Source organism: Pseudomonas sp. 2024-210, assembly GCF_045062345.1.
Taxonomy (GTDB): Bacteria; Pseudomonadota; Gammaproteobacteria; order Pseudomonadales; family Pseudomonadaceae; genus Aquipseudomonas.
In genome coordinates, this window is sequence record NZ_JBJGEJ010000021.1 from 23,708 (window position 1) to 44,371 (window position 20,664).

Annotated in this window: 23 protein-coding genes; 10 read left to right on the forward strand and 13 right to left on the reverse strand. The window is 58.1% G+C overall.

Going from position 1 to position 20,664, the window contains the following annotated elements; genetic code table 11:
• Window positions 1–17: 17 nt before the first annotated feature.
• Window positions 18–770 carry an AraC family transcriptional regulator gene (locus ACI7MX_RS20915; protein ID WP_405591617.1) on the reverse strand — a complete coding sequence of 251 codons (753 nt, stop codon included), beginning with the start codon at window positions 768–770 and terminating at the stop codon, window positions 18–20.
• A 26-nt stretch (window positions 771–796) separates the two neighbouring features.
• Window positions 797–2,251, reverse strand: coding sequence for a TrkH family potassium uptake protein (locus tag ACI7MX_RS20920; protein WP_405591562.1), 1,455 nt, complete (start codon window positions 2,249–2,251; stop codon window positions 797–799).
• 118 nt (window positions 2,252–2,369) lie between these two features.
• Here ACI7MX_RS20920 and ACI7MX_RS20925 point away from each other — a divergent pair, with 118 nt between their 5' ends.
• Entirely contained in the window at window positions 2,370–2,930 is a 561-nt protein-coding gene (locus tag ACI7MX_RS20925; protein ID WP_314489752.1) for an NAD(P)H nitroreductase, read from the forward strand.
• A gap of 125 nt (window positions 2,931–3,055) precedes the next feature.
• On the opposite strand, the gene ACI7MX_RS20930 is transcribed toward ACI7MX_RS20925, so the two are convergent.
• The 5 genes from ACI7MX_RS20930 to ACI7MX_RS20950 form a co-directional block, all read right to left on the reverse strand.
• Window positions 3,056–4,390, reverse strand: coding sequence for an ATP-binding protein (locus tag ACI7MX_RS20930; RefSeq protein ID WP_405591559.1), 1,335 nt, complete (start codon window positions 4,388–4,390; stop codon window positions 3,056–3,058).
• A 78-nt stretch (window positions 4,391–4,468) separates the two neighbouring features.
• The gene (locus ACI7MX_RS20935) at window positions 4,469–4,900 is read right to left on the reverse strand and encodes a Spy/CpxP family protein refolding chaperone (protein ID WP_314489748.1); all 432 of its coding nucleotides are present in this window, start codon (window positions 4,898–4,900) and stop codon (window positions 4,469–4,471) included.
• A gap of 151 nt (window positions 4,901–5,051) precedes the next feature.
• Complete coding sequence (locus ACI7MX_RS20940; protein WP_314489746.1) at window positions 5,052–5,729, reverse strand: response regulator transcription factor; 678 nt, start codon at window positions 5,727–5,729, stop codon at window positions 5,052–5,054.
• 61 nt (window positions 5,730–5,790) lie between these two features.
• Window positions 5,791–6,090 carry a YciI family protein gene (locus ACI7MX_RS20945; protein ID WP_153382064.1) on the reverse strand — a complete coding sequence of 100 codons (300 nt, stop codon included), beginning with the start codon at window positions 6,088–6,090 and terminating at the stop codon, window positions 5,791–5,793.
• 1 nt (window position 6,091) lies between these two features.
• Window positions 6,092–6,694 (reverse strand): septation protein A, encoded by a 603-nt coding sequence (locus ACI7MX_RS20950; protein ID WP_314489742.1) that lies wholly within the window; start codon window positions 6,692–6,694, stop codon window positions 6,092–6,094.
• Between the two features lie 84 nt (window positions 6,695–6,778).
• Here ACI7MX_RS20950 and ACI7MX_RS20955 point away from each other — a divergent pair, with 84 nt between their 5' ends.
• From ACI7MX_RS20955 to arfB, 8 genes are all read left to right on the forward strand, one after another.
• Entirely contained in the window at window positions 6,779–7,642 is an 864-nt protein-coding gene (locus ACI7MX_RS20955) for a PHP domain-containing protein (protein ID WP_146386420.1), read from the forward strand.
• Window positions 7,643–7,655: 13 nt separating this feature from the next.
• Window positions 7,656–8,288: an L-threonylcarbamoyladenylate synthase gene (locus tag ACI7MX_RS20960; RefSeq protein ID WP_314489739.1), complete on the forward strand. Its 633-nt coding sequence runs from the start codon at window positions 7,656–7,658 to the stop codon at window positions 8,286–8,288.
• Window positions 8,289–8,410: 122 nt separating this feature from the next.
• Entirely contained in the window at window positions 8,411–9,109 is a 699-nt protein-coding gene (locus ACI7MX_RS20965; protein WP_405591614.1) for a segregation and condensation protein A, read from the forward strand.
• A 12-nt stretch (window positions 9,110–9,121) separates the two neighbouring features.
• Window positions 9,122–10,075 carry an SMC-Scp complex subunit ScpB gene (gene scpB, locus ACI7MX_RS20970; protein ID WP_405591552.1) on the forward strand — a complete coding sequence of 318 codons (954 nt, stop codon included), beginning with the start codon at window positions 9,122–9,124 and terminating at the stop codon, window positions 10,073–10,075.
• Between the two features lie 178 nt (window positions 10,076–10,253).
• Window positions 10,254–10,445 carry a DUF1289 domain-containing protein gene (locus tag ACI7MX_RS20975; protein ID WP_405591549.1) on the forward strand — a complete coding sequence of 64 codons (192 nt, stop codon included), beginning with the start codon at window positions 10,254–10,256 and terminating at the stop codon, window positions 10,443–10,445.
• Window positions 10,446–10,567: 122 nt separating this feature from the next.
• Window positions 10,568–11,761, forward strand: coding sequence for a 23S rRNA pseudouridine(2605) synthase RluB (rluB, locus tag ACI7MX_RS20980; protein ID WP_153386795.1), 1,194 nt, complete (start codon window positions 10,568–10,570; stop codon window positions 11,759–11,761).
• A gap of 712 nt (window positions 11,762–12,473) precedes the next feature.
• Window positions 12,474–13,895: an amino acid permease gene (locus ACI7MX_RS20985; protein ID WP_314488831.1), complete on the forward strand. Its 1,422-nt coding sequence runs from the start codon at window positions 12,474–12,476 to the stop codon at window positions 13,893–13,895.
• Between the two features lie 89 nt (window positions 13,896–13,984).
• Window positions 13,985–14,398: an alternative ribosome rescue aminoacyl-tRNA hydrolase ArfB gene (gene arfB, locus ACI7MX_RS20990; protein WP_314488824.1), complete on the forward strand. Its 414-nt coding sequence runs from the start codon at window positions 13,985–13,987 to the stop codon at window positions 14,396–14,398.
• A gap of 66 nt (window positions 14,399–14,464) precedes the next feature.
• On the opposite strand, the gene ACI7MX_RS20995 is transcribed toward arfB, so the two are convergent.
• From ACI7MX_RS20995 to phhA, 6 genes are all read right to left on the reverse strand, one after another.
• Window positions 14,465–15,679 carry an MFS transporter gene (locus ACI7MX_RS20995; RefSeq protein ID WP_405591544.1) on the reverse strand — a complete coding sequence of 405 codons (1,215 nt, stop codon included), beginning with the start codon at window positions 15,677–15,679 and terminating at the stop codon, window positions 14,465–14,467.
• Between the two features lie 26 nt (window positions 15,680–15,705).
• Entirely contained in the window at window positions 15,706–15,882 is a 177-nt protein-coding gene (locus ACI7MX_RS21000; RefSeq protein WP_314488818.1) for a hypothetical protein, read from the reverse strand.
• An 86-nt stretch (window positions 15,883–15,968) separates the two neighbouring features.
• Window positions 15,969–16,100 carry a hypothetical protein gene (locus ACI7MX_RS21005; protein ID WP_405591541.1) on the reverse strand — a complete coding sequence of 44 codons (132 nt, stop codon included), beginning with the start codon at window positions 16,098–16,100 and terminating at the stop codon, window positions 15,969–15,971.
• 169 nt (window positions 16,101–16,269) lie between these two features.
• Window positions 16,270–17,466 carry an amino acid aminotransferase gene (locus ACI7MX_RS21010; protein WP_314488813.1) on the reverse strand — a complete coding sequence of 399 codons (1,197 nt, stop codon included), beginning with the start codon at window positions 17,464–17,466 and terminating at the stop codon, window positions 16,270–16,272.
• Entirely contained in the window at window positions 17,466–17,822 is a 357-nt protein-coding gene (locus tag ACI7MX_RS21015) for a 4a-hydroxytetrahydrobiopterin dehydratase (RefSeq protein WP_122783831.1), read from the reverse strand. The genes ACI7MX_RS21010 and ACI7MX_RS21015 overlap by 1 nt, the downstream gene beginning before the upstream one ends.
• 45 nt (window positions 17,823–17,867) lie before the next feature.
• Window positions 17,868–18,659 carry a phenylalanine 4-monooxygenase gene (gene phhA, locus ACI7MX_RS21020; protein ID WP_405591537.1) on the reverse strand — a complete coding sequence of 264 codons (792 nt, stop codon included), beginning with the start codon at window positions 18,657–18,659 and terminating at the stop codon, window positions 17,868–17,870.
• Between the two features lie 278 nt (window positions 18,660–18,937).
• Between phhA and ACI7MX_RS21025 the strand changes: the two genes are divergently transcribed.
• Entirely contained in the window at window positions 18,938–20,500 is a 1,563-nt protein-coding gene (locus ACI7MX_RS21025) for a sigma-54-dependent transcriptional regulator (RefSeq protein ID WP_405591534.1), read from the forward strand.
• Window positions 20,501–20,664 lie beyond the last annotated feature (164 nt).

Here is a 20,664-nt window from a genome sequence, read left to right on the forward strand (position 1 = left end):
CTGTCGCCAGGCTGGCGTCAGTTGTCGCCAGACTCGCGGCGCAGCGCGGAAGGCGAGGCGCCGAACTCACGTAGCATGGCGGCTGCAAAGGCGCTTTGCGAGGTGTAGCCGACCTGATGGGCGACTTCGCCGATGGCCAACGGGCTGTGGCGCAACAGCCGCAATGCACGGTTGAGGCGGCGTCGACGGATGTAATCCATCGGTGTCATCTGGCACTCACTCATAAAACGACTGTGTAGGCGGGCGCAGGACAGACCTGCCAGACGCGCCAGATCCGCGACTTGAAGTGGGTAGGCGGCGTTCTGGTCGATATAAGCGTTGAGTTCGGCAAACGGCAGATGCTTGCCTTGAGTCGGCTCGCGGGTATTAAGGCTGGCCAATAACAGGATGGCGCCTTGACGGGAAATCAGTGGATCACTGACGGGGCTGGTCGCCAGCCAACTGACCAACTGATGCTGTCTGGCGTCCAGACTCAGTTGGCTGGCGCTGTCGAGCAGGCGGCGACTGGCGTTGGCATGCGCGCCCAGCGTCTGGTTAAGCCAGTCCTCGCCTGGAACGTCGAGCACCAGGCAATGACTGCCCTGGTCACTGTCACAGGTGTGGTGAGCGCCCGCGGGGATCACGATCAGATGCTGCTGGCGTAACAGGCTGGGTCGGCCTTCAACCTCAAAATCGAGTGTGCCCGATAAATTGATGACCACCTGCGCATGCTCATGGCGGTGAGCAATCACCTCTTGGCGGTAGTGGCGCAGGGTCAGGATGGAGTCCATGGTGATCTCGGTGTTTTCCATTCACATCAGTGTCGCCAAAACGCCGGGATGCATAGCACGAACACGGTAATGATTTCCAGACGTCCGAGCAGCATGCCCAGTGACAAAATCCATTTGGCCGCATCCGGCAGGCTGGCAAAGTTGCCGGACGGCCCGATGATTTCGCCCAGCCCTGGCCCTACACCTGACACCGTACTGGCCGCGCCCGTCAGGGCGGTCATCCAATCCAGCCCCAACAGCGACAGCGCAAGCGCAATCACACAAATGGTGATGGCGAAGAAGAACGAGAACGTCAGAATCGAGCGTACGATTTCTTCATCGAGGCGGTGGCCGTTGTACTTCTGTTTGATCACCGCACGCGGGTGGATCAGCTGGTTAAGGTTAGCCTTGAGCAGGATATAAGCGACTTGAAAGCGGAAAATCTTGATTCCGCCCGCGGTTGAACCTGAGCATCCGCCGATGAATCCCAGGTAGAAGAACAGCATCAGCGAGAAATTGCCCCACAGGCTGTAGTCGCCCAAGGCAAAGCCGGTCGTGGTGACGACCGAAGTCACGTTCAGCGCCACATGGCGGAAGGCGTCCCAGTACGGCATGTTGGTGGTCCACCACAGCCAGGTGCCGAGCACAAACCAGGTCGCCACCAGCAGGCCAAGCAGCCCTTGTACCTGTTGATCCTTGATCAATGCCCGGCGATGGCCGCGCAGGGTTGCGACATACAGGGTAAAGGGCAGGCTGCCCGATATCATCACCACGATGGCGACCCAGTGCACGGCAGGGTGTGACCACTTGGCCAGTGACAGGTCCGAGGTCGAAAAGCCCCCGGTGGAAATGGCTGACATGGCATGGTTGATCGCGTCGAATACGCTCATGCCGGCCCACCAGAACGCCAGACTGCCCAGAACGGTGATGCCCACATACGTGGCCACAATCAGGCGGGCCACCATGTGTGAACGGGGCATGACTTTTTCGGAGCGGTCAGACGATTCGGTCTGGAACAGACGCATGCCGCCGATTCGCAGCAGCGGCAAAATGGCCACGGCCATGCCGATAAAGCCGATCCCACCCAGCCAGTGCAACATTGAACGCCACATCAAAATGCCGGGGGACATGGTGTCCAGCCCGCTGAGTACGGTGGAACCGGTGGCGGTAATGCCGGACATGCTTTCGAAGAATGAGTCGGTGTAGCTGATGTGCTGAGTCAACAAAAACGGCAGCGCGGCAAAAATGCCCACTACGACCCAGCTTGTCACCGTTAGCAGGTACATGTCCCGAGGGCGCAGGTGAACCTGTTCGGGGCGACCGGGGAGTACCAGTGCGAGGCCGGCGAGAAAAGTAATCAGGCTGGCCCATAGAAAGGAGGGCAGATCGCCCATGCGGTCGAAAATGACCAGCGTCAGCATGGGCACCGACATGCTGACGGCGAGCGTAATCAGGAAGATGCCGATGATAAAACCGATGATGCGTAAGGTCGGCAACGCCATGAAGTCAGCTCGGGATTGAAGTGGGGCGCCATTCTACCTGTGGGGTGGGCTATGTAAACCGCCTGCCTGCGAGGAGTTACCGTTAGAATAGCTGCACATTTTCTTCAGGAGGTAGCCAATGGAGGCTCTCGACGCTTTGCTCAACCGTGTTTCTGCCCCGCGCCTGCTCGATCCCGCGCCCACCGCCGAGCAGCGTGAAGTGCTGTTTACGGCTGCCTTGCGTGCTCCGGATCATGGTCAGTTGCGGCCTTACCGGTTTTTGACGATAGAAGGTGATGCGCGTCATCAGTTGGGTGAGATTCTTGCGCAAGCCGTGCAGGCGCAAGCGGGGGAAGTGACCCAGGCTGCGCTGGACAAGGCCCGCGCCATGCCATTGCGTGCGCCGTTGGTGATAGTGGTGGTCGCGCACTTGCAGGATCACTTCAAGGTGCCAAAGTCGGAGCAATTGATTACCGCGGGCTGCGCCGCTCATGCCATTGAATTGGCCGCTTATGCACAGGGCATTGGTGCGGTATGGCGCACAGGTGAGTTGTCGTATGCGCCGTTGGTGGCTAAAGGTCTGGGCTTGACCGAAGGAGAGGAAGTGGTCGCGTTCTTGTACCTGGGCACACCGCAGAATGAACTGCGCACGGCGCCGAAAGTTGAAATCGCTGAGTTTGTGCAGGCGTGGTCGGTGTAATCCTTGATCCCCTCGCCCTAACCCTCTCCCAGAGGGAGAGGGGACTAAAGCAAAAGCAGATAGGTGTAACGGCACAAATAAGCTCCCTCTCCCTCTGGGAGAGGGTTGGGGTGAGGGTTTTGACCTCAAACGCTACCGTTAGGCTCCAGCGGCAGTTCCAAGGTAGCCACAAAGCCGCCCTGTGGATGATTGCCCAGCACCAGTCGCCCGCCATGACGTTCGGCAGCGCGGCGTGCAATCGCCAGCCCCAGCCCATGCCCCGCAGCCGTCTGGCCGGGTGCGCGGAAGAACGGTTCGCCCAGTTGCGTCAAATATTCATCAGCGACTCCCGGCCCATGATCGCGAACGCTGATCACGATGCGCTCGCCTTCACGCAGTGCCGTTAGCTCAATCGGCTCTCCAAGCGGGTTGAAGCGTTGCGCGTTGCGCAGCAGGTTATCGACCGCGCGTTCAATCATCGTCGGCCAGCCTGTCAGGCTTAAGCCGGGTTCGGCTTTTAATTCGACACGTTGCTCAGGCGCAGCCAGCGAGGCGTCTTTTTGCACCGTATTGAGCAACCCGTTGAGGTCAACAGCTTCAGCACTCGCGTGGTCAGCATCGACCCGCGCCAGCGTCAAAATTTCACTGATCAATGACTCCAGTCGGTCGCATTCGCGGGTCAGTCGCGGCCACAGCTTTTCACGCTCCTCGGGGCTGGCGCGCTCGGCCAGCGCCAGTGCGATGCGTAAGCGGGCCAACGGCGAGCGCAACTCATGAGACACGTCACGCAATAGCTGGCGCTGGCTGCCGATCAGGCTTTGCAGGCGTGCGCCCATGCGGTTGAAGTCGGTGGCCAGCACGCCAAACTCATCGCGCCGCGACGCCAGTTGCGCCAGGCTGTTTTGTTGATAGGTGGTTTGCCCCAGATCATGCACGGCCACTCGCAGGCGGCTCAGCGGACGGGTAATCGACAGCGTGACCAACAAACTGAACAGGGTCAGCACCACCAACGCAATACCCAGTGCACTTAGTGGCCAGATCAGGCTTTGCCGGTGCCAGGCGTCCAGCTCGGGGTTAGGGATGCGGTAAATCAGCAAATAGGTTTCAGACGTTTTCGGGCTGGTGTATTCAACGGTCAGACGGCGCCAGGGCAACTGCTGCTCGCCTGTTTGCTGGCGGGCTTCCCATACGGCCGCACGGCGCGGGAAGGTGCCACGCACAACCGGATCGCCACTTTCGTTCAGTACTTGTACGTCAATGTGGTAACGACGCTTACGCCGTTCCAGAAATGCTTGTGCCGCATCGGCGCCTTGGGTTTCGTAGCGTTCAGTCCATTGTTGCGCCAGATTGGCGATGCCGGGGTGGCGGCTGAGGATCCAGGTGTCCTGATTCAGCATGTGCCCCAACAGGATCGAAAGGCCTGCGACCAAGGCTATTGCCAGCCAAAAGCTGGCCAAAATGCGCCAGAACAGTGATCGCACGGTAATTCCTCTCAGGTCATGGGCGTAAACGAGTAAAGCCCAACGACCGCAGGCCGTTGGGCTTTGTCAGCGCAGGGTTTATTGCGCTTTTTGAGCTTTTGATGCTTTCCAGTCTTTGAACTCTTTCCACTCGGCTTGACGCTCAGCGCGTTGCTTTTGCATCTCGTCGAAGCGTTTTTGCTGTTCAGGCTTGAGCACGGCACGGATCTCGCTCTGAGTCTTGTCGTGCTTGGCTTTCATTTCGTCTTTCAGGGCTTTCTGGTCTGCCGCTGGCAGTTTTTCCAGGTACTTCTCGACCAGTTGTTTACGGTCATGCATTTGCTCGCCCATCAGCTTGCGAATTTCCTGACGCTGCTCGGTGGTCAGGTCAAGCTGGCTGTAAGGGGCGTCACCGCGAGCGTGGTGGTCACCGCCGTGACGTGGACCCATTGGGCCATCGCCACCTGGCGCGGCCATTGCGACGGTTGGCAGTGCTGCAGCAAACATCAGAGCAATTAGAGTCTTACGCATGGTGTGTCTCCTTTCGAACGGTTCCGGTGAATCCGGATGTGCTCAGTGTAGAGCGCTCAGGGTCAAGCGCTGTCAATCATGCGTAAAGGTTATGTAAAGGGGATTTTTTCTGAATTTACAATGCGTTGCGCAAAAACTGCCTTGAGCGTGTTCAAGCGCTGTAGAAATAGCCGCGACCCCGCAGCGCAACAATGCGCGGGCTACCATCGGCGTGGGGGCCGATCTTTTTGCGCAAGTTGCTGACATGCATGTCCAGGCTTCGGTCATACAGGGTCAGTTTGCGGCCCAAGGCAATTTGCGCCAGTTCCTGTTTATCGAGTGGCTCGCCGGGTTGACGCAGCAATGCCTCAAGCAAGCGGCTTTCGGAAACCGTCAGGGTAATGTCGTGATGGTTGATCGTGACCACGCCACGCATCGGGCTGAAACACAGGTCGCCCAACTCCAGTTGGCTGGACACGGCAGGCGGGTGGCTGCGGCGCAGTACAGCGCGCAGACGGGCGGTCAACTCGCGGGGGTCACAGGGCTTGGCCAGATAATCATCGGCCCCCAGTTCCAGCCCCAGAATGCGGTCCAGCGGTTCGCCACGGGCTGACAACATCAGCACGGGCAGGTCGGGGTGATCGCTACGCAGCTGTTTGAGCAGCTCAAGCCCGCTGCCATCCGGCAGCATCACATCCAGGACCACCGCGTCCGGGCTGGTTTCAGCTAACGCCTTGCGAGCACTCTGGCCATCGTAGCAAGCACGGACCTGGAAGCCTTCCTGGCTCAACCAGCTGCTCAGAAGCTCACACAGCTCCTGGTCATCATCTATCAGTAACAGGTCGCTCATGGCGTACTCAGTTCAGCCGGCGCCGCGTTGATCACGCTGGCGCCGTCAGGGAGGCCGCGGATTACGGCAGGACTTGCTTGAAAGGTTTGACGCTGACAGAGGCATAAACGCCAGCGGCGACGTAAGGGTCGGCCTCTGCCCAAGCGTTGGCGGCACTCAGGGACTCGAACTCGGCCACAATCAGACTGCCGCTGAAACCGGCTGCACCGGGATCATTGCTGTCGATGGCCGGATTCGGGCCCGCCAGCACGATGCGGCCTTCAGCTTTAAGCTGTTGCAAACGCTCAAGGTGGGCCGGGCGCGCAGCCATACGGGCTTCGAGCGAGTTGGCGACGTCAGTGGCAACGATTGCGTAGAGCATGTCAGTCCTCGGATTTGGTGTTGGTCGGTGCAGCGTCAGCGTCATGCAGATGGCGCGACAGGTAGATACCCTGAGCAACCAGGAACAGTACGGTCATGCCCAGACTGCCGAATACCTTGAAGTCGACCCAGATGCTCTGATAAGTGAAGGCCACAAACAGGTTGGCCGCGCCACAAAACAGAAAAAAACCGATCCAGGCAAGGTTCAGGCGAGTCCAGATGGCCTCGGGCAGGGTCAATGCGTGGCCCATGATGCGTTTGATCAGCAGTTTGTCGCCGATAAAGTGGCTACCGGCAAACGCCAGCGCAAACAGCCAGTTCACCACCGGGGCTTTCCATTTGAGGAAGGTTTCGCTGTGGAAAGCCAGCGTCAGGCTGCCGAACACCAGGCAGGCAATCAGCGTCAGCCATTGGCTCTTTTCCAGCTTGCGCTGTTTGAAAAACAAAAAGCCGTAAACCACCAGAGAACTGATGATCAGCATGGCCGTGGCACTGTAAATGCCCCCGATTGTCAGGTTGTGGCCTGCAATATCGACGATGCGTGGTTCGATTTTGTAAACGATGAAAAACAGTAGCAGCGGGATGAAGTCGATGAATTGTTTCACAGTGGCAGCCAGAAGCAGGATGTGGCGGCATAATAACAAACATCAATGACAGCGAAAGTGTCAGCTAGAGGTTATTAAATTCCCGTGGAAATTGACTTGCATTGCCATAGCACAGCGTCTGATGGCGCGTTGGCGCCCGCCGTACTGGTTGCGCGTGCGTTCGAGAAAGGTGTGCGAGTCCTGGCCCTGACCGATCACGACACACTTGAAGGTCTGGACGAGGCCCGCGAAGCCGCGCTGGCGTTGAACATGACGTTGATCAATGGCGTTGAATTGTCCTGCACCTGGGGCGGTGCGACGATTCATGTACTCGGTTATGGCTTTGACGTGAATGCGCCGGCGCTGGTCGAGGCTATTGCCAAGCTTCATGACGGCCGTTGGCTGCGGGCTGAAGAAATCAGCCGCAAGCTGGCGCTCAAAGGCATGCCTGGTGCTCTTGAAGGCGCGCGGGCCATCCAGCAAACCTTGGGCGACAGCGGCAATGCGCCGGCCCGCCCGCACTTCGCGGACTTTCTGGTTGAGGCCGGTTACGTCAAGGACCGTGCCGAAGCCTTTCGCAAGTGGCTGGGCGCGGGCAAGCTGGGCGACGTCAAGTTGCACTGGCCGACCCTTGAAGACACCGTTGCCACCCTGCGCGCGGCGGGCGCCTGGATCAGCCTGGCGCACCCTTCGCACTACGATTTCACCCGCAGCAAGCGTCGTCGCCTGATTGGCGACTATATTCAAGCTGGGGGTCACGCGATTGAAGTGGTCAACGGGCATCAACCGGCTGAACAAGTCGGTGGTCTGGCGATTCTGGCGCGTGAGTTCGGTCTGCTGGTCAGTGCCGGCAGTGACTTTCATGGCCCGGGTGGATGGTCCGAGATCGGCGAGTACCGCCCCATTCCGGAAGATTTGCCGCCCTTGTGGCGTCGATTCAAATTAGAACCGCCCGTGGCCAACGTCTGAACAGGGAAACACTGTGAGCCAATTTTTCCAGATTCATCCGGAAAATCCGCAACCGCGGTTGATCAAACAAGCCGTTGAAATAATCAAGAAGGGTGGGGTGGTGGTTTATCCCACCGACTCGTCCTACGCCGTGGGTTGCCAGATCGGTGACAAGCACGCCATCGACCGCATCAAACGCCTGCGTAATCTGGACGACAAGCACAATTTCACCCTGATGTGCTGCGACCTGTCGCAACTGGGGTTGTTTGCCAAGGTCGAAACTGGCGTCTTCCGCTTGCTCAAAGCCCATACGCCAGGGCCATACACCTTTATTCTCAACGCCACCCGCGAAGTGCCACGCTTGTTGCTGCATCCCAAACGTCGCACCATCGGCATGCGGGTACCGCATCACCCGATTGCTTTGGCGTTGCTGGAGGAGCTGGGTGAGCCGCTGATGAGTGTCACGCTGATCCTGCCGGGCGAAACAGAGCCATTGGAAGACCCGGATCTGATCCGTGAAAAGTTGGATAAACACGTCGACCTGATTATTGATGGCGGCTTTGGTGGTCATAAGGCCTCCACCGTGATCAATCTGGTCGATGCGGATGATCCCTATGTCGTACGGGTCGGGTGCGGTGATCCAACGCCGTTTATGGTTGAGGCCTGATGTCTGACGTAGAAACTGTTGAGCAAGACCAAGCGGGCGCCCAGCAAGAACTGCCGTTTGCGATGGTGTATGGCCAGGCTGTGATCGAAATGCCGTTGGACCTGTACATCCCGCCGGATGCGCTGGAGGTGTTTCTCGATGCTTTCGAAGGCCCGCTTGACCTGCTGCTGTACCTGATTCGCAAGCAGAACATCAACATCCTCGATATTCCCGTGGCAGAAATTACCCGTCAGTACATGGGTTATGTCGAGCTGATGAAAACCGTGCGTCTGGAGCTGGCGGCCGAGTATTTGGTGATGGCCGCCATGCTGGCGGAGATCAAGTCACGCATGCTGTTGCCGCGTTCAGCCGAAGTCGAGGAAGACGAAGGCGACCCGCGGGCTGAATTGATCCGGCGTTTGCAGCAGTACGAGCGATTCAAGGCCGCGGCAGAAGGTCTGGACGGGTTAAGCCGGGTAGGGCGCGATGTTCTCGTGCCCAAACTGGATGCGCCCGAGGCGCGTGCGCGCAAACTGGTACCGGATGTGGCGCTCGAAGAGTTGCTGATGTCGATGGCTGATGTACTGCGCCGCAGTGACATGTTCGAGAGCCACCAGGTCAGCCGCGAGGCGTTATCCACCCGTGAACGGATGAGTGATGTGCTGGAGCGCCTCAAAGGCGGCGGTTTCGTGCCGTTTGTTGAGCTGTTCACGGCCGAAGAAGGCAAGCTGGGCGTCGTTGTGACCTTTATGGCCATTCTGGAACTGGTCAAAGAGCAACTGATTGAACTGGTGCAGAACGAGCCGTATGCGGCGATCCATGTGCGGGCGAAAGCCGAATAAAGAGCTGAAACCATGAATTTGACTGAACCCCGCGAGCTGGCCCCCCTGCTTGAGGCCTTTTTATTGGCCTCGGGAAAGCCGCAAAGCCTTGAACGTCTGTATGAGCTGTTTGAAGAGGGTGAGCGCCCTGAGCCGCCCGTGTTCAGGAAAGCCCTCGAATTACTGCGTAAATCCTGTGAGGGGCGGGCGTTTGAGCTTAGAGAAGTTGCGTCCGGCTATCGCCTGCAAATCCGCGAAAAGTACTCGCCGTGGGTGGGTCGGCTGTGGGAGGAGCGCCCGCAGCGTTACTCACGCGCGATGCTCGAAACCATGGCCCTGATTGCGTACCGTCAGCCCATCACGCGCGGCGAGATTGAAGACGTGCGTGGCGTGGCGGTTAACAGTCACATCGTCAAAACCCTGCTGGAACGTGAATGGATTCGTGTGGTGGGCTACCGCGAAGTACCGGGGCGACCGGCGATGTTTGCCACCACCAAGGTCTTTCTTGACCACTTCAACCTGAAAAACCTCGACGATTTGCCGCCCCTGGCAGAGCTTCGCGAACTGGAGCCAGACCCGATCCTGGACTTCGACGACGCGCCGGTGCCCGAGCATTTGCAGGCGTTGGCCGACGAAAGTGCGGAGCCGCAAGAGCCCAAAGACGAGACCAGCTTCCGTACGTTGCTGACGGAACTGGACTCCATGGAAGAAGGTCTTAAAACCGACTTTGATGACTTGTTGCGTGATGCAGTTGTCAGTGATGAGCCGCAAGCGGCCAGTGAAGCGCCGATGCCTGTGCCAGAGGCGCAACCCGAACCCGACGCGCCGCCACAACCGCAGCAACTGTCTGCGGCCGAGCTGGCCCGCGAGCGATTGCGCGCTGCAGTTGCTGCCCTGGAGCAGCGAGCCGTTATGAGTGACGAAGAGCTTGAGGCACAAGCGTTGGCCGACGCCATTGAGCAGGAGCGCCGCGAGCTGGAAGAGTGACCGCCGTACTTCGTAGCAGCTGCCGAAGGCTGCGTCCGGCGGCGAAGCCGTCGTAAAATCAGACGCTGGCCTATGACAGGTCATTCCAGGGTGAGCGAAGTTACGATCGCTTCGCAATCGGACGCAGCCTGCGGCAGCTGCTACGGTGTTTACGTTATTTGCGTCTGGGAGGTTAACCATGAGTTCAATCAAAGACCCCTGTATTGGCGTCTGCAAGTTCGCCGACGCTATTTGCATCGGGTGCGGGCGCACCAAGCGTGAAGTCAAAACCTGGAAGTCACTCGACAAGGATGAGAAGCGTGCCGTAATCGCAGAATCGGCAATGCGTTTGCTGGCGCTGCAAGCCACCGGTCGGCGGAAAAAGAAGTAAGCATTGATGCGTAAAGCGCTGCATCAGCGTATGATTCGCGACCCTTCGGCGCTCGCTCGAGCGCCAGGACCTTTTTAAGACCTCAGGCTGATGCCTGAATCGACACACCGGGAGGTGCCCAGATGAAAGATCTAGACCCTAAAGACAGCCAGGAAATTGGACCGGCAGGCGAAAAACTGCAAAAAGTTCTCGCCCGTATTGGCGTGGGTTCGCGTCGCGACGTAGAGAGTTGGATCAGCCAGGGCCGCATCAAGGTCAATGGCAAGGATGCAACCCTGGGTCTGCGTGTAGACCTGCATGACGCCATTTCCATCGATGGCAAAGTGATCAAGCGTGAAGAGGCTGCCGAGTCGGTTCGCCGCGTGATCATGTACAACAAGCCTGACGGCGAAATCTGCACCCGTGACGACCCTGAAGGCCGTCCGACCGTATTTGACAAGCTGCCGCGTCCAAAAGAAGGCCGCTGGATCAACATCGGTCGTCTCGACATCAACACCACTGGCTTGCTGATGTTCACCACTGACGGTGAGCTGGCTAACCGCCTGATGCACCCTTCCTACGAGATGGACCGTGAATACGCGGTGCGTGTGCGTGGCGAAGTGGATGACGAGATGATCGAGCGCCTCAAGGCGGGCGTGGTGCTGGAAGACGGCCCTGCGCGCTTCACCGACATCAAGCAAGCACCAGGCGGCGAAGGTTTCAACCATTGGTACCACTGCGTGGTGATGGAAGGCCGTAACCGTGAAGTGCGTCGTTTGTGGGAATCCCAAGGGCTGGTGGTTAGCCGCCTGAAGCGCGTGCGTTTCGGTCCGGTGTTCCTTAACTCCGACCTGCCGATGGGTCGCTGGCGCGAAATGAGCCAGTACGAAGTCGACATTCTCAGTGCTGAAGTTGGCTTGACGCCAGTTGCCATGCCCGAGATGAATGCCAAGAGCAAAGACAAGCTTGAGCGTATGCAGCGCAAGTCGTCGCGTCCGGTGGCTCGCGTTGACCGCGTAGCACGCACCCTGCGTCCAGCTGAAGGTGCTCCGTTGGCTCCGCGTCCTGCGCGTCAGCCACACATCGAAGGCGAGCGCCCTGGTCGTCCGGCCCGTGATGAAGCTGCACGTCCTGCGCGCAAACCGTCGGGTCGTACCGACCGTGTGCCTGCGGGTCGCGGTGCACCTGTGGCCGAGCGTCCGAGCGAAATCAACAAGCGTCCAACCAAGCCGAGCCGTTCGGGCCCCAAGCTGGTTGACGATGCACCGTCGGGCAAGCGCCGTGGCGCACCGGCCGGTTCCGGCCAGCGTCCGGGCTTCGGTCGTCGCAAGCCATAACAGGCTTTAGCGTCACCCAAAAAACGCCAACCTCCAGGGGTTGGCGTTTTTTTATGCCTGCGGTGTAGCCGCTGCCGAAGGCTGCGTTCGGTTGCGAAGCAATCGTGAAATCATTTATCGCGGTGAATCAGAAAGACCTCGCACTTAGGATTTGCGCTTGCTGCGCAACCGGGCGCAGCCTGCGGCAGCGGCTACACGTTAGCGCTTAAATAAGTGGAAAGTTTTCTTTACGGCTCGTCAATAAATCTATACAAATTCAAGCACTTATCGGCTAAAAACGAGCTGTAGCAGCGCTCTGTAATGAAATACTTCCGATTATTCAGCTTTTTGGACGCTTCCTACGGATTTCTTGGCTTGTTTCGTCTTGCCAGCAGCGGTGTGATGGGATCTTGCTTGCGTGCGGGTGTACAATGCGCCGCGTTTTAACTGTGACTCATTGGCGTACCCGCGCCTTCTGCGCTGCTCATGCTGCGTTGAGCGGCCAGAACTCGAAGGCATATCCGCCTTGCCAATTCCGTGATGCCACACGCATTGCGGGTTCGATTCCGTCACAGATAAAAACAAACAGGTGACGCATGACTCGTGAAACAACCTTGGATTCCTGGCGTCTGCGCTGGGGTTTGATTTGTGTTGTAGACCCTTCGATCACTGCCTCTGGTGCTCAAGCTACATCGCACTGAACGCCATCAAACCTTGTGTGGGACCTTTTTCAATGAGTGCAAATTCCTCGCATTCGGGCGAGCTTAAACGCGGCCTGAAAAATCGTCATATTCAACTGATCGCCCTGGGTGGCGCGATTGGTACTGGCTTGTTCCTCGGCTCGGCCGGGGTGCTTAAGTCCGCTGGCCCGTCGATGATTCTGGGCTATGCCATTTGCGGCTTTATCGCGTTCATGATCATGCGCCAGCTTGGCGAAATGATCGTCGAAGAGCCTGTGGCTGGCTCTTTCAGCCATTTTGCGCACAAGTATTGGGGTGGTTTCGCCGGGTTCATGTCGGGCTGGAACTGCTGGGTGCTGTACATTCTGGTGGGCATGTCAGAGCTGACGGCCGTCGGTAAATACGTGCACTACTGGTGGCCCGAGATCCCGACCTGGGCATCGGCCGCCGCCTTCTTCGTCTTGATCAACGTGATCAATCTGACCAACGTCAAAGTGTTCGGCGAGGCTGAGTTCTGGTTCGCGATCATCAAGGTGGTTGCCATTGTTGGCATGATCGCACTGGGCAGCTATTTGCTGGTCAGCGGCAGCGGGGGCCCTCAGGCCTCAGTCAGTAACCTCTGGGAACACGGCGGGTTCTTCCCTCACGGCATCACCGGCTTGGTGATGGCGATGGCCTTTATCATGTTTTCCTTTGGTGGTCTGGAAATGCTCGGCTTCACAGCTGCCGAGGCGGACCAGCCGCGCACCGTGATCCCCAAGGCGATCAATCAGGTGATCTACCGGATCCTGATTTTCTACATCGGCGCACTGGTGGTGCTGTTGTCTTTGACCCCGTGGGATGCGCTGCTTGAAACCCTTAACGCCGGTGGCGACAGCTACAGCAGCAGCCCGTTTGTTCAGGTGTTCTCGATGCTGGGCAGCAATACGGCGGCACACATCCTCAACTTTGTGGTGTTGACCGCCGCGTTGTCGGTGTACAACAGCGGCACTTACTGCAACAGCCGCATGCTGCTGGGCATGGCTCAACAGGGCGATGCGCCGAAAGTGTTGGCCAAAATCGACAAGCGTGGCGTGCCGGTCAACTCGATTCTGGCGTCGGCTGCGGTGACGGTGATTGCCGTGTTGCTCAACTACCTGATGCCCCACGATGCCCTGGAGCTGTTGATGTCGCTGGTTGTGGCGACTCTGGTTATCAATTGGGCGATGATCAGCTTTTCACACTTCAAGTTCCGCCAGCACATGGATAAAACCGGCCAAACCTCGCTGTTCAAGGCGCTGTGGTATCCATACGGCAACTACATTTGCCTGGCGTTCGTGGTGTTTATCCTGATTATCATGCTGATGATTCCGGGTATTCGCGTGTCGGTGTACGCGATTCCGGTTTGGGTGGTGTTTATGTGGGTGTGCTACCTGATCAAGAACAAGCGCGCCGGGCAGGCTTCGGCAGCGGGCTATAGTTCAGCGACCAAGTAAGCGCAGCGAAAGACCCGACAAGCCCGGCCATAGCGTCGGGTTTGTTGTTTGTGGGGTATCCTGCAGGCCCTGATGAGGACCGATTTTCAATGCTGGTGATTTCCAACAACGTGCACATTCCTGATACCGAGATCGAATTGACGGCGATTCGGGCGCAAGGTGCGGGTGGGCAGAACGTCAACAAGGTCTCAAGCGCCATGCACTTGCGCTTCGACATTCCTAACTCGTCGTTGCCGCCTTTTTATAAGGAGCGCTTGCTGGCGCTGCGTGACAGCCGCATTACCAGTGAAGGGGTGCTGATCATCAAAGCCCAGCAGTACCGCACTCAGGAGCAGAATCGGGCCGATGCACTGGAGCGGCTGACCGAGTTGATTGTCAGCGCGACCAAGGTGGAAAAGAAGCGCCGTGCGACCAAGCCGACACTGGGCTCAAAAAAACGTCGACTGGAATCCAAGACCAAGCGCGGCAGTATTAAGGCCGGGCGTGGGAAGGTAGATTTTTAATTGTCCGAAACCCTCACCCTAGCCCTCTCCCACAGGGAGAGGGGACTTGACCGAGTTGGCCGGACGCTATTCAGCGCTTTCTTCCAGAGGGTGGGGGCTGAGCCTTGCGCGTTTGGCCTGTCGATACAGATACACGCTCAACAGCAGCCCGCTAAACGCAGCCAGAGCTGCGAACAGAAAGATCGAGGCAAAGCCAAAGCCCGCTGCCACCGCGCCTACCAATGGCCCGGTAATCCCGAGCGACAGGTCGATAAACAGCGAATACGCGCCAACCGCCGCTCCCCGGCTTGAGGCGGGTACCAGATTGACGGCTTCCACGCCCAATGCCGGAAAGACCAGTGAGAAACCAAAGCCGCTCAGTGCAGCGCCAGCCAGTGCCAGTTCCGGGTTGGGTGCCAGCCATAGCAGCAGCAGGCCGAGGGTTTCGACACTCAAGCACACAATGGCGACCCGAAAACCGCCGATCCGGTTGATCAAGTTACCAAACAACAAACGCGCACTGATAAAGCTGGCGCCAAACAGGCTCAGGCACAGTGCCGCGTTTTCCCAGTGGTTGGTCGCGTAGTAAAGCGTGATAAAGGTTGCAATGGTGCCAAAGCCGATCGAACCCAGCGCCAGCCCTGTGCCGTGGGGCAAGACGCGGCCCAACACATGCAGAAACGGCAAGCGCACGCCGCTGACAATCGGTGCTGCCAGCTTGGGCCATGCCAGCAGCAAGCCCAGTGTTGCAAGGGCGATGATGCTGACGCCCAAACTCCACATGCCCAGATGGGCGACCATTACCACGCCCAGTGGCGCGCCAACGGCAATCGCTCCGTAACTGGCGATGCCGTTCCAGGAAATAACCTTGGCGGTATTGGCAGCGCCCACCCGGCCAATACCCCAGCCGATGGAGCCCGAGCCCACCAGGCTTTCCGCGCTGCCCAATACCAGGCGACCGATCAACAGGCTGGCAAGACTCAGTGCAGGGACGGCGGTCAGCCAGCTGGAGGCGAGCATGAACACGCCGCTCAAGCCGCAGCCGGCCAAGCCAATCATCACCGCGCGTTTGCTGCCTTGAGTGTCAATGATGCGACTGGCGTAAGGACGACTCAGCAATGTCGCCAGGTACTGGACGCTGATCACCAGACCGGCGATGACCGTGCCGTAACCCAGATGGTTGTGTACATAGCCGGGCAATACAGCCAGCGGGATGCCGATATTCAGATAGCCAATAAAGGTAAACAGAACGATGGACACCACTTGCATTGTGACCGCCAGTGGACGTTGTGTTTCAGGCATGGGGCGAAGGTCCTGCGGGTGCGAGGTTAAAGCGGGGCAACCAGACGGGTTGCGATCAAGGCCGCCAGAGCGTTCTCTTGGGTGCCAAAACGTTTTAGCAGAGTAGCCTGTTTTTCCGGGGTGAGACGCTCCCACAACTCAATCATTTTCTCGGCTGTGCCGATCAGAACGCTGGCCTGGGTGTCGCTGAAAGTATCGGTCACGCTTAAATCCTGAGGGGAAGGGGCCGCAATTGTGTCAGACGGTGTGAAAAACCGGTGGCTTTTCGCACCGCCTGATAGACAAGCGTTCAGTCTTCGCTGTCGCCTGTGAGGCTGTCTTGAGCCTCATCCAGTGCAGGGTTTTCGCCACTGGTGTGTTGCTGGATTGGCTGCTCGGGTTCGTGCAGTGATGGGAAGGGGAGGTTTGGGATTTCGTGCATCGTCGCGCTCCTCGCTGGTTGTGCATTAAGTAGCTGGCTAAGGATACAGGAGGGAGTGTGACAATTTGTCTTTTTCTTGCGTCTGGCTGGAATTATGTCGAACTTTTCATTTTTATGTTGTCCGCCTGAATGTCATCGCTGTTGCAGGCAGCGATGACGGGTTATGCCTTTAGCGGGTGCACACCTGCGCAATTGCCTTGGCCAGTTGATTCAGGCGCGTGCCGTCCACGCCGGCCATATTGGCCCGGCCCGAACCGACCATGTACACGCTGTGTTTCTCACGCAGTAATTTGACTTGCTCGGCGGTGAGGCCAGTGTAAGAAAACATGCCGCGCTGCTCATTGATATGGGCAAAGTGCTCGGCCAGCCCGAAGGATGCGAGGGATTCGACCAAACCGCTGCGCAGTTGGGCAATACGGGTGCGCATGGCCTCGACTTCCTGCGCCCACTGATATTTCAATTCGGCATCGCCCAAAATGGTGGCGACGACAGCGGCACCGTGGTCGGGCGGGTTGGACCACAGGTTGCGGGCCAGAAAGGCCAATTGGCTGCGCACGTCTGTCAGTTTTTCGGCGTCGCCCGCGCACACAATCAAGGCACCCACACGCTCGCGGTACAGGCCAAAGTTTTTTGAGCAGGAACTGGTGATCAACACTTCCGGCAGTTCACGAACGAACAGGCGTGTGGACCCTGCGTCCTCTTGCAGGCCGTCACCGAAACCCTGATAGGCAAAGTCGATCAACGGCAGCAATTGGCGCCGCCGTACGACGTCCAGCACCTGTAACCAGTCAGCCTGAGACAAGTCAAAGCCGGTCGGGTTGTGGCAGCAGGCGTGCAGTAGCACCACGTCGCCTTCGGGGGCCGCTTCCAGCGCTTGCAGCATGCCCGCAACATTGAGCTTGTTGTCGCTGCCCACATACGGGTAGTGACTGACCTTAAGGCCAGCCTCGGCAAAAATGGTTTCGTGAATCGGCCAGGTCGGATCGCTCAGCCAGATACCGCGACCCGGCAGGCAGTGTCCGATAAAGTCAGCGGCCAGTCGCAGTGCTCCGGTGCCTCCGGGTGTTTGGGTGGCGCCTGCGCGTTTGCTGGCCAGCAACGGCGAGTCGCCGCCCAGCACCAGTTCACTGATCAGTTGACCAAAACGGCTGTCGCCATGGCCGCCGATGTAGGTTTTGGTTTGTTGGTGATCAACCAGGCGTTGCTCGGCTCGCTTGACCGACGGCAAGATAGGCGTTTGGCCTTTGGCGTCTTTATAGACACCCACACCCAGATCGAACTTGTCCGGATTTGTGTCCTGATTGTAAGCGTCGATCAACCCCAGAATCGGGTCGCCCGGCACCCGGCCAATGGCTGCAAAGTGCATTACTTGCGGCCCTCAGCGGTTTTGGCGACTTCATCGGTGCGTGCCGCCATAATGAAGTCGTTGCGGTGCAGGCCTTTGATCGAATGGCTCCACCAGGTCACGGTGACTTTGCCCCACTCGGTCAACAGGCCCGGGTGATGGCCTTCGGCTTCTGCGATCTCACCCACGGCATTGGTAAAAGCCAGTGCGAACTTGAAATTTTTGAATGCAAAGACTTTTTCCAGTTGCATGACGCCGTCGCGAACTTCGATGTTCCAGTCCGGGATTTGCTTGAGCAGCACGGGCAGCTCTTCATCGCTGACTTGTGGAGCATCGGCGCGGCAGGCTTCGCAGTGGGCTTGGTTCAGTGCGTTCATGGTGTATTCCTGAAATCGTTTTTTATTGGTGAGTTGAAAAGCGTCTTAAGCGGCTTTGGGTTTAGGGGGGAACTTGGGGGCATGCAGCCCCAAGGTCATCCCTTTTTCGACCATGCCCATGATGTCTTCGTGAGCCAGATCAAACAGCCGCTTCAAATCGGGAAGGACAAAATACAGGGGCTGCAAAATATCGATGCGATAAGGCGTGCGCATGGCTTCGAGCGGATCGAAGGCTAGATGTTCGGGTTCTTCGGACAAGCTGTAAATGGTTTCTTTGGGCGAAGAAAGAATCCCGCCACCGTAGATGCGTTTACCTTCGGGTGTGTCGACCAGACCAAACTCAATGGTCATCCAGTACAGGCGGGCGAGGTAAACCCGCTGTTCCTTGCTTGCTTGCAGGCCCAACTTGCCATAGGTATGGGTGAACTCGGCAAACCACGGGTTGGTCAGCAGGGGGCAGTGGCCGAAAATTTCGTGAAAAATATCGGGCTCTTGCAGGTAATCCAATTCTTCGGGTGTGCGAATAAAGGTAGCCACCGGAAATTGCTTGTTGGCGAGCAATTCAAAGAAGGTTTGGAATGGGATCAGTGCGGGGACTCGGGCCACTTGCCAACCAGTGGTAGCGGCCAGCACCTCGTTGATTTCACTGAGTTGCGGAATGCGATCGTGGGGCAGGTCGAGTTTTTCGATGCCTTGCAGGTATTCAGGGCATGCGCGACCGGTCAGCAGCTTCAACTGGCGAGTGATCAGGGTTTTCCACACCCCGTGTTCCTCGGGTGTGTAGTCGATAAAGCCATTGGCATCAGGCTCACGGGCGACGTATTTCGTTTGCTTCATGGGGCTCTCCGCAAGGCAATCGTTTTTATTATTCGGTGATGTGCGATGCCTTATTGATACCTCAGGTCTTGGTGACGTGCAGCTGGCCTAAAGCCTTGAATGCTGGGATGATGCGCGTGCAGCGTAAAGATTTCGTTACGGTTCCGTGTTTAAGTTGATGCGCTTGCGAATTTACGCGCTCTAACTGTCACAATTTCGTGCCGCTTAAAATCACCGTGCGACAGATTCAAACGGTAATAACGGTCTGATCCTTTATCTATTCACCCGAGTCATGCCCCATGCGTATCAAAGTCCACTGCCAAAACCGGATTGGCATTCTTCGCGACATTCTTAACTTGCTGGTTGCCTATGGCATCAACGTCAAGCGCGGGGAGGTGGGCGGTGATCAAGGCAATGCGATTTATCTGTTCTGCCCTAACCTGATCAATCTGCAGTTTCAGGCATTGCGTCCCAAGTTTGAAACCATTGCCGGAGTGTTCGGGGTCAAACGCGTGGGCTTGATGCCCAGCGAACGCCGGCATATGGAGCTTAATGCGCTGCTGGGGGCGCTGGAATTTCCGGTGTTGTCCATCGATATGGGCGGCTCCATCGTCGCGGCCAACCGGGCAGCTGCGCAGTTGCTCGGGGTGCGCGTGGATGAAGTGCCGGGCATTGCGCTGTCACGCTATGCCGAAGACTTTGATTTGCCTGAGCTGGTGCGCGCCAATAAATCGCGGATTAATGGCTTGCGCGTCAAAATCAAGGGGCAGGTTTTCCTGGCCGATATTGCCCCCTTGCAGCTGGAGCATGACGACAGCGAGGCGATGGCGGGCGCTGTGTTGACGTTGCACCGCGCCGACCGCGTCGGTGAGCAGATCTATAACGTGCGCAAGCAGGAATTGCGCGGGTTCGACAGCATCTTCCAAAGCTCAAAAGTCATGGCGGCGGTGGTGCGCGAAGCCCGGCGGATGGCACCGCTGGATGCGCCGCTGTTGATCGAAGGCGAAACCGGCACCGGCAAAGAGCTGTTGGCGCGGGCTTGTCATTTGGCCAGTCCGCGCGGGCAATCGCCGCTGATGGCGCTCAACTGCGCAGGCTTGCCGGAGTCGATGGCCGAAACCGAGCTGTTCGGCTACGGGCCGGGCGCCTTTGAAGGTGCTCGGGCCGAAGGCAAGTTAGGGCTGCTGGAATTGACCGCGGGCGGTACGTTGTTTCTGGATGGTGTGGGTGAAATGAGCCCGCGGTTGCAGGTCAAACTGTTGCGATTCCTGCAGGATGGTTGCTTTCGTCGGGTCGGCAGCGACGAAGAGGTTTACCTGGATGTGCGGGTGATGTGCGCCACTCAGGTTGATTTGTCGGAACTGTGCGCGCGCGGTGAATTTCGTCAGGACCTCTACCATCGTCTTAATGTGTTGTCGCTGCACATTCCGCCGTTGCGTGATTGCCTGGACGGGCTGGAGCCTTTGGTTGAACACTTTCTGGATCAGGCCAGTCGCCAGATTGGTTGCCCACTGCCGCGCCTGGCACCTGCCGCGATGGAGCGCTTGAGTCATTACCATTGGCCGGGCAACGTCCGGCAGCTGGAAAACGTGCTGTTTCAGGCGGTGTCATTGTGCGACGGCGGGGTGGTCAAGGCTGAGCATATACGCCTGCCGGATTACGGTGTGCAGCAGCCGCTGGGTGAGTTTTCGCTGCACGGCGGGCTGGATCAGATTGTCGGGCGTTTTGAAAAGGCGGTGCTGGAGCAGTTGTACCTTGAGTATCCGAGCAGTCGCTTGTTAGGCAAGCGGCTGGGCGTATCGCATACGACCATCGCCAATAAATTGCGCGAGCACGAGATTATCAAGCCCGGTCGGGAGTGATTGCCCAAGACCCTCACCCTAGCCCTCTCCCAGAGGGAGAGGGGACTGATTTGTAGTGTGGTCAAAGCCCCCTCTCCCTCTGGGAGAGGGCTGGGGTGAGGGTCTGACGGCCTCACTCAGGACACCCCTTGCCGCAACCGGCATAACCTCGCCGTTTTTCTGTC

What these genes read in the sequence shown, in the direction of transcription:
- ACI7MX_RS20915 (WP_405591617.1), bottom strand. Translation starts at nt 770, where the DNA reads ATGGACTCCATCCTGACCCTGCGCCACTACCGCCAAGAGGTGATTGCT.
- ACI7MX_RS20920 (WP_405591562.1), bottom strand. Translation starts at nt 2,251, where the DNA reads ATGGCGTTGCCGACCTTACGCATCATCGGTTTTATCATCGGCATCTTC.
- ACI7MX_RS20925 (WP_314489752.1), top strand. Translation starts at nt 2,370, where the DNA reads ATGGAGGCTCTCGACGCTTTGCTCAACCGTGTTTCTGCCCCGCGCCTG.
- ACI7MX_RS20935 (WP_314489748.1), bottom strand. Translation starts at nt 4,900, where the DNA reads ATGCGTAAGACTCTAATTGCTCTGATGTTTGCTGCAGCACTGCCAACC.
- ACI7MX_RS20940 (WP_314489746.1), bottom strand. Translation starts at nt 5,729, where the DNA reads ATGAGCGACCTGTTACTGATAGATGATGACCAGGAGCTGTGTGAGCTT.
- ACI7MX_RS20945 (WP_153382064.1), bottom strand. Translation starts at nt 6,090, where the DNA reads ATGCTCTACGCAATCGTTGCCACTGACGTCGCCAACTCGCTCGAAGCC.
- scpB (WP_405591552.1), top strand. Translation starts at nt 9,122, where the DNA reads ATGAATTTGACTGAACCCCGCGAGCTGGCCCCCCTGCTTGAGGCCTTT.
- ACI7MX_RS20975 (WP_405591549.1), top strand. Translation starts at nt 10,254, where the DNA reads ATGAGTTCAATCAAAGACCCCTGTATTGGCGTCTGCAAGTTCGCCGAC.
- rluB (WP_153386795.1), top strand. Translation starts at nt 10,568, where the DNA reads ATGAAAGATCTAGACCCTAAAGACAGCCAGGAAATTGGACCGGCAGGC.
- ACI7MX_RS20985 (WP_314488831.1), top strand. Translation starts at nt 12,474, where the DNA reads ATGAGTGCAAATTCCTCGCATTCGGGCGAGCTTAAACGCGGCCTGAAA.
- arfB (WP_314488824.1), top strand. Translation starts at nt 13,985, where the DNA reads ATGCTGGTGATTTCCAACAACGTGCACATTCCTGATACCGAGATCGAA.
- ACI7MX_RS20995 (WP_405591544.1), bottom strand. Translation starts at nt 15,679, where the DNA reads ATGCCTGAAACACAACGTCCACTGGCGGTCACAATGCAAGTGGTGTCC.
- ACI7MX_RS21005 (WP_405591541.1), bottom strand. Translation starts at nt 16,100, where the DNA reads ATGCACGAAATCCCAAACCTCCCCTTCCCATCACTGCACGAACCCGAG.
- ACI7MX_RS21010 (WP_314488813.1), bottom strand. Translation starts at nt 17,466, where the DNA reads ATGCACTTTGCAGCCATTGGCCGGGTGCCGGGCGACCCGATTCTGGGG.
- ACI7MX_RS21015 (WP_122783831.1), bottom strand. Translation starts at nt 17,822, where the DNA reads ATGAACGCACTGAACCAAGCCCACTGCGAAGCCTGCCGCGCCGATGCT.
- phhA (WP_405591537.1), bottom strand. Translation starts at nt 18,659, where the DNA reads ATGAAGCAAACGAAATACGTCGCCCGTGAGCCTGATGCCAATGGCTTT.
- ACI7MX_RS21025 (WP_405591534.1), top strand. Translation starts at nt 18,938, where the DNA reads ATGCGTATCAAAGTCCACTGCCAAAACCGGATTGGCATTCTTCGCGAC.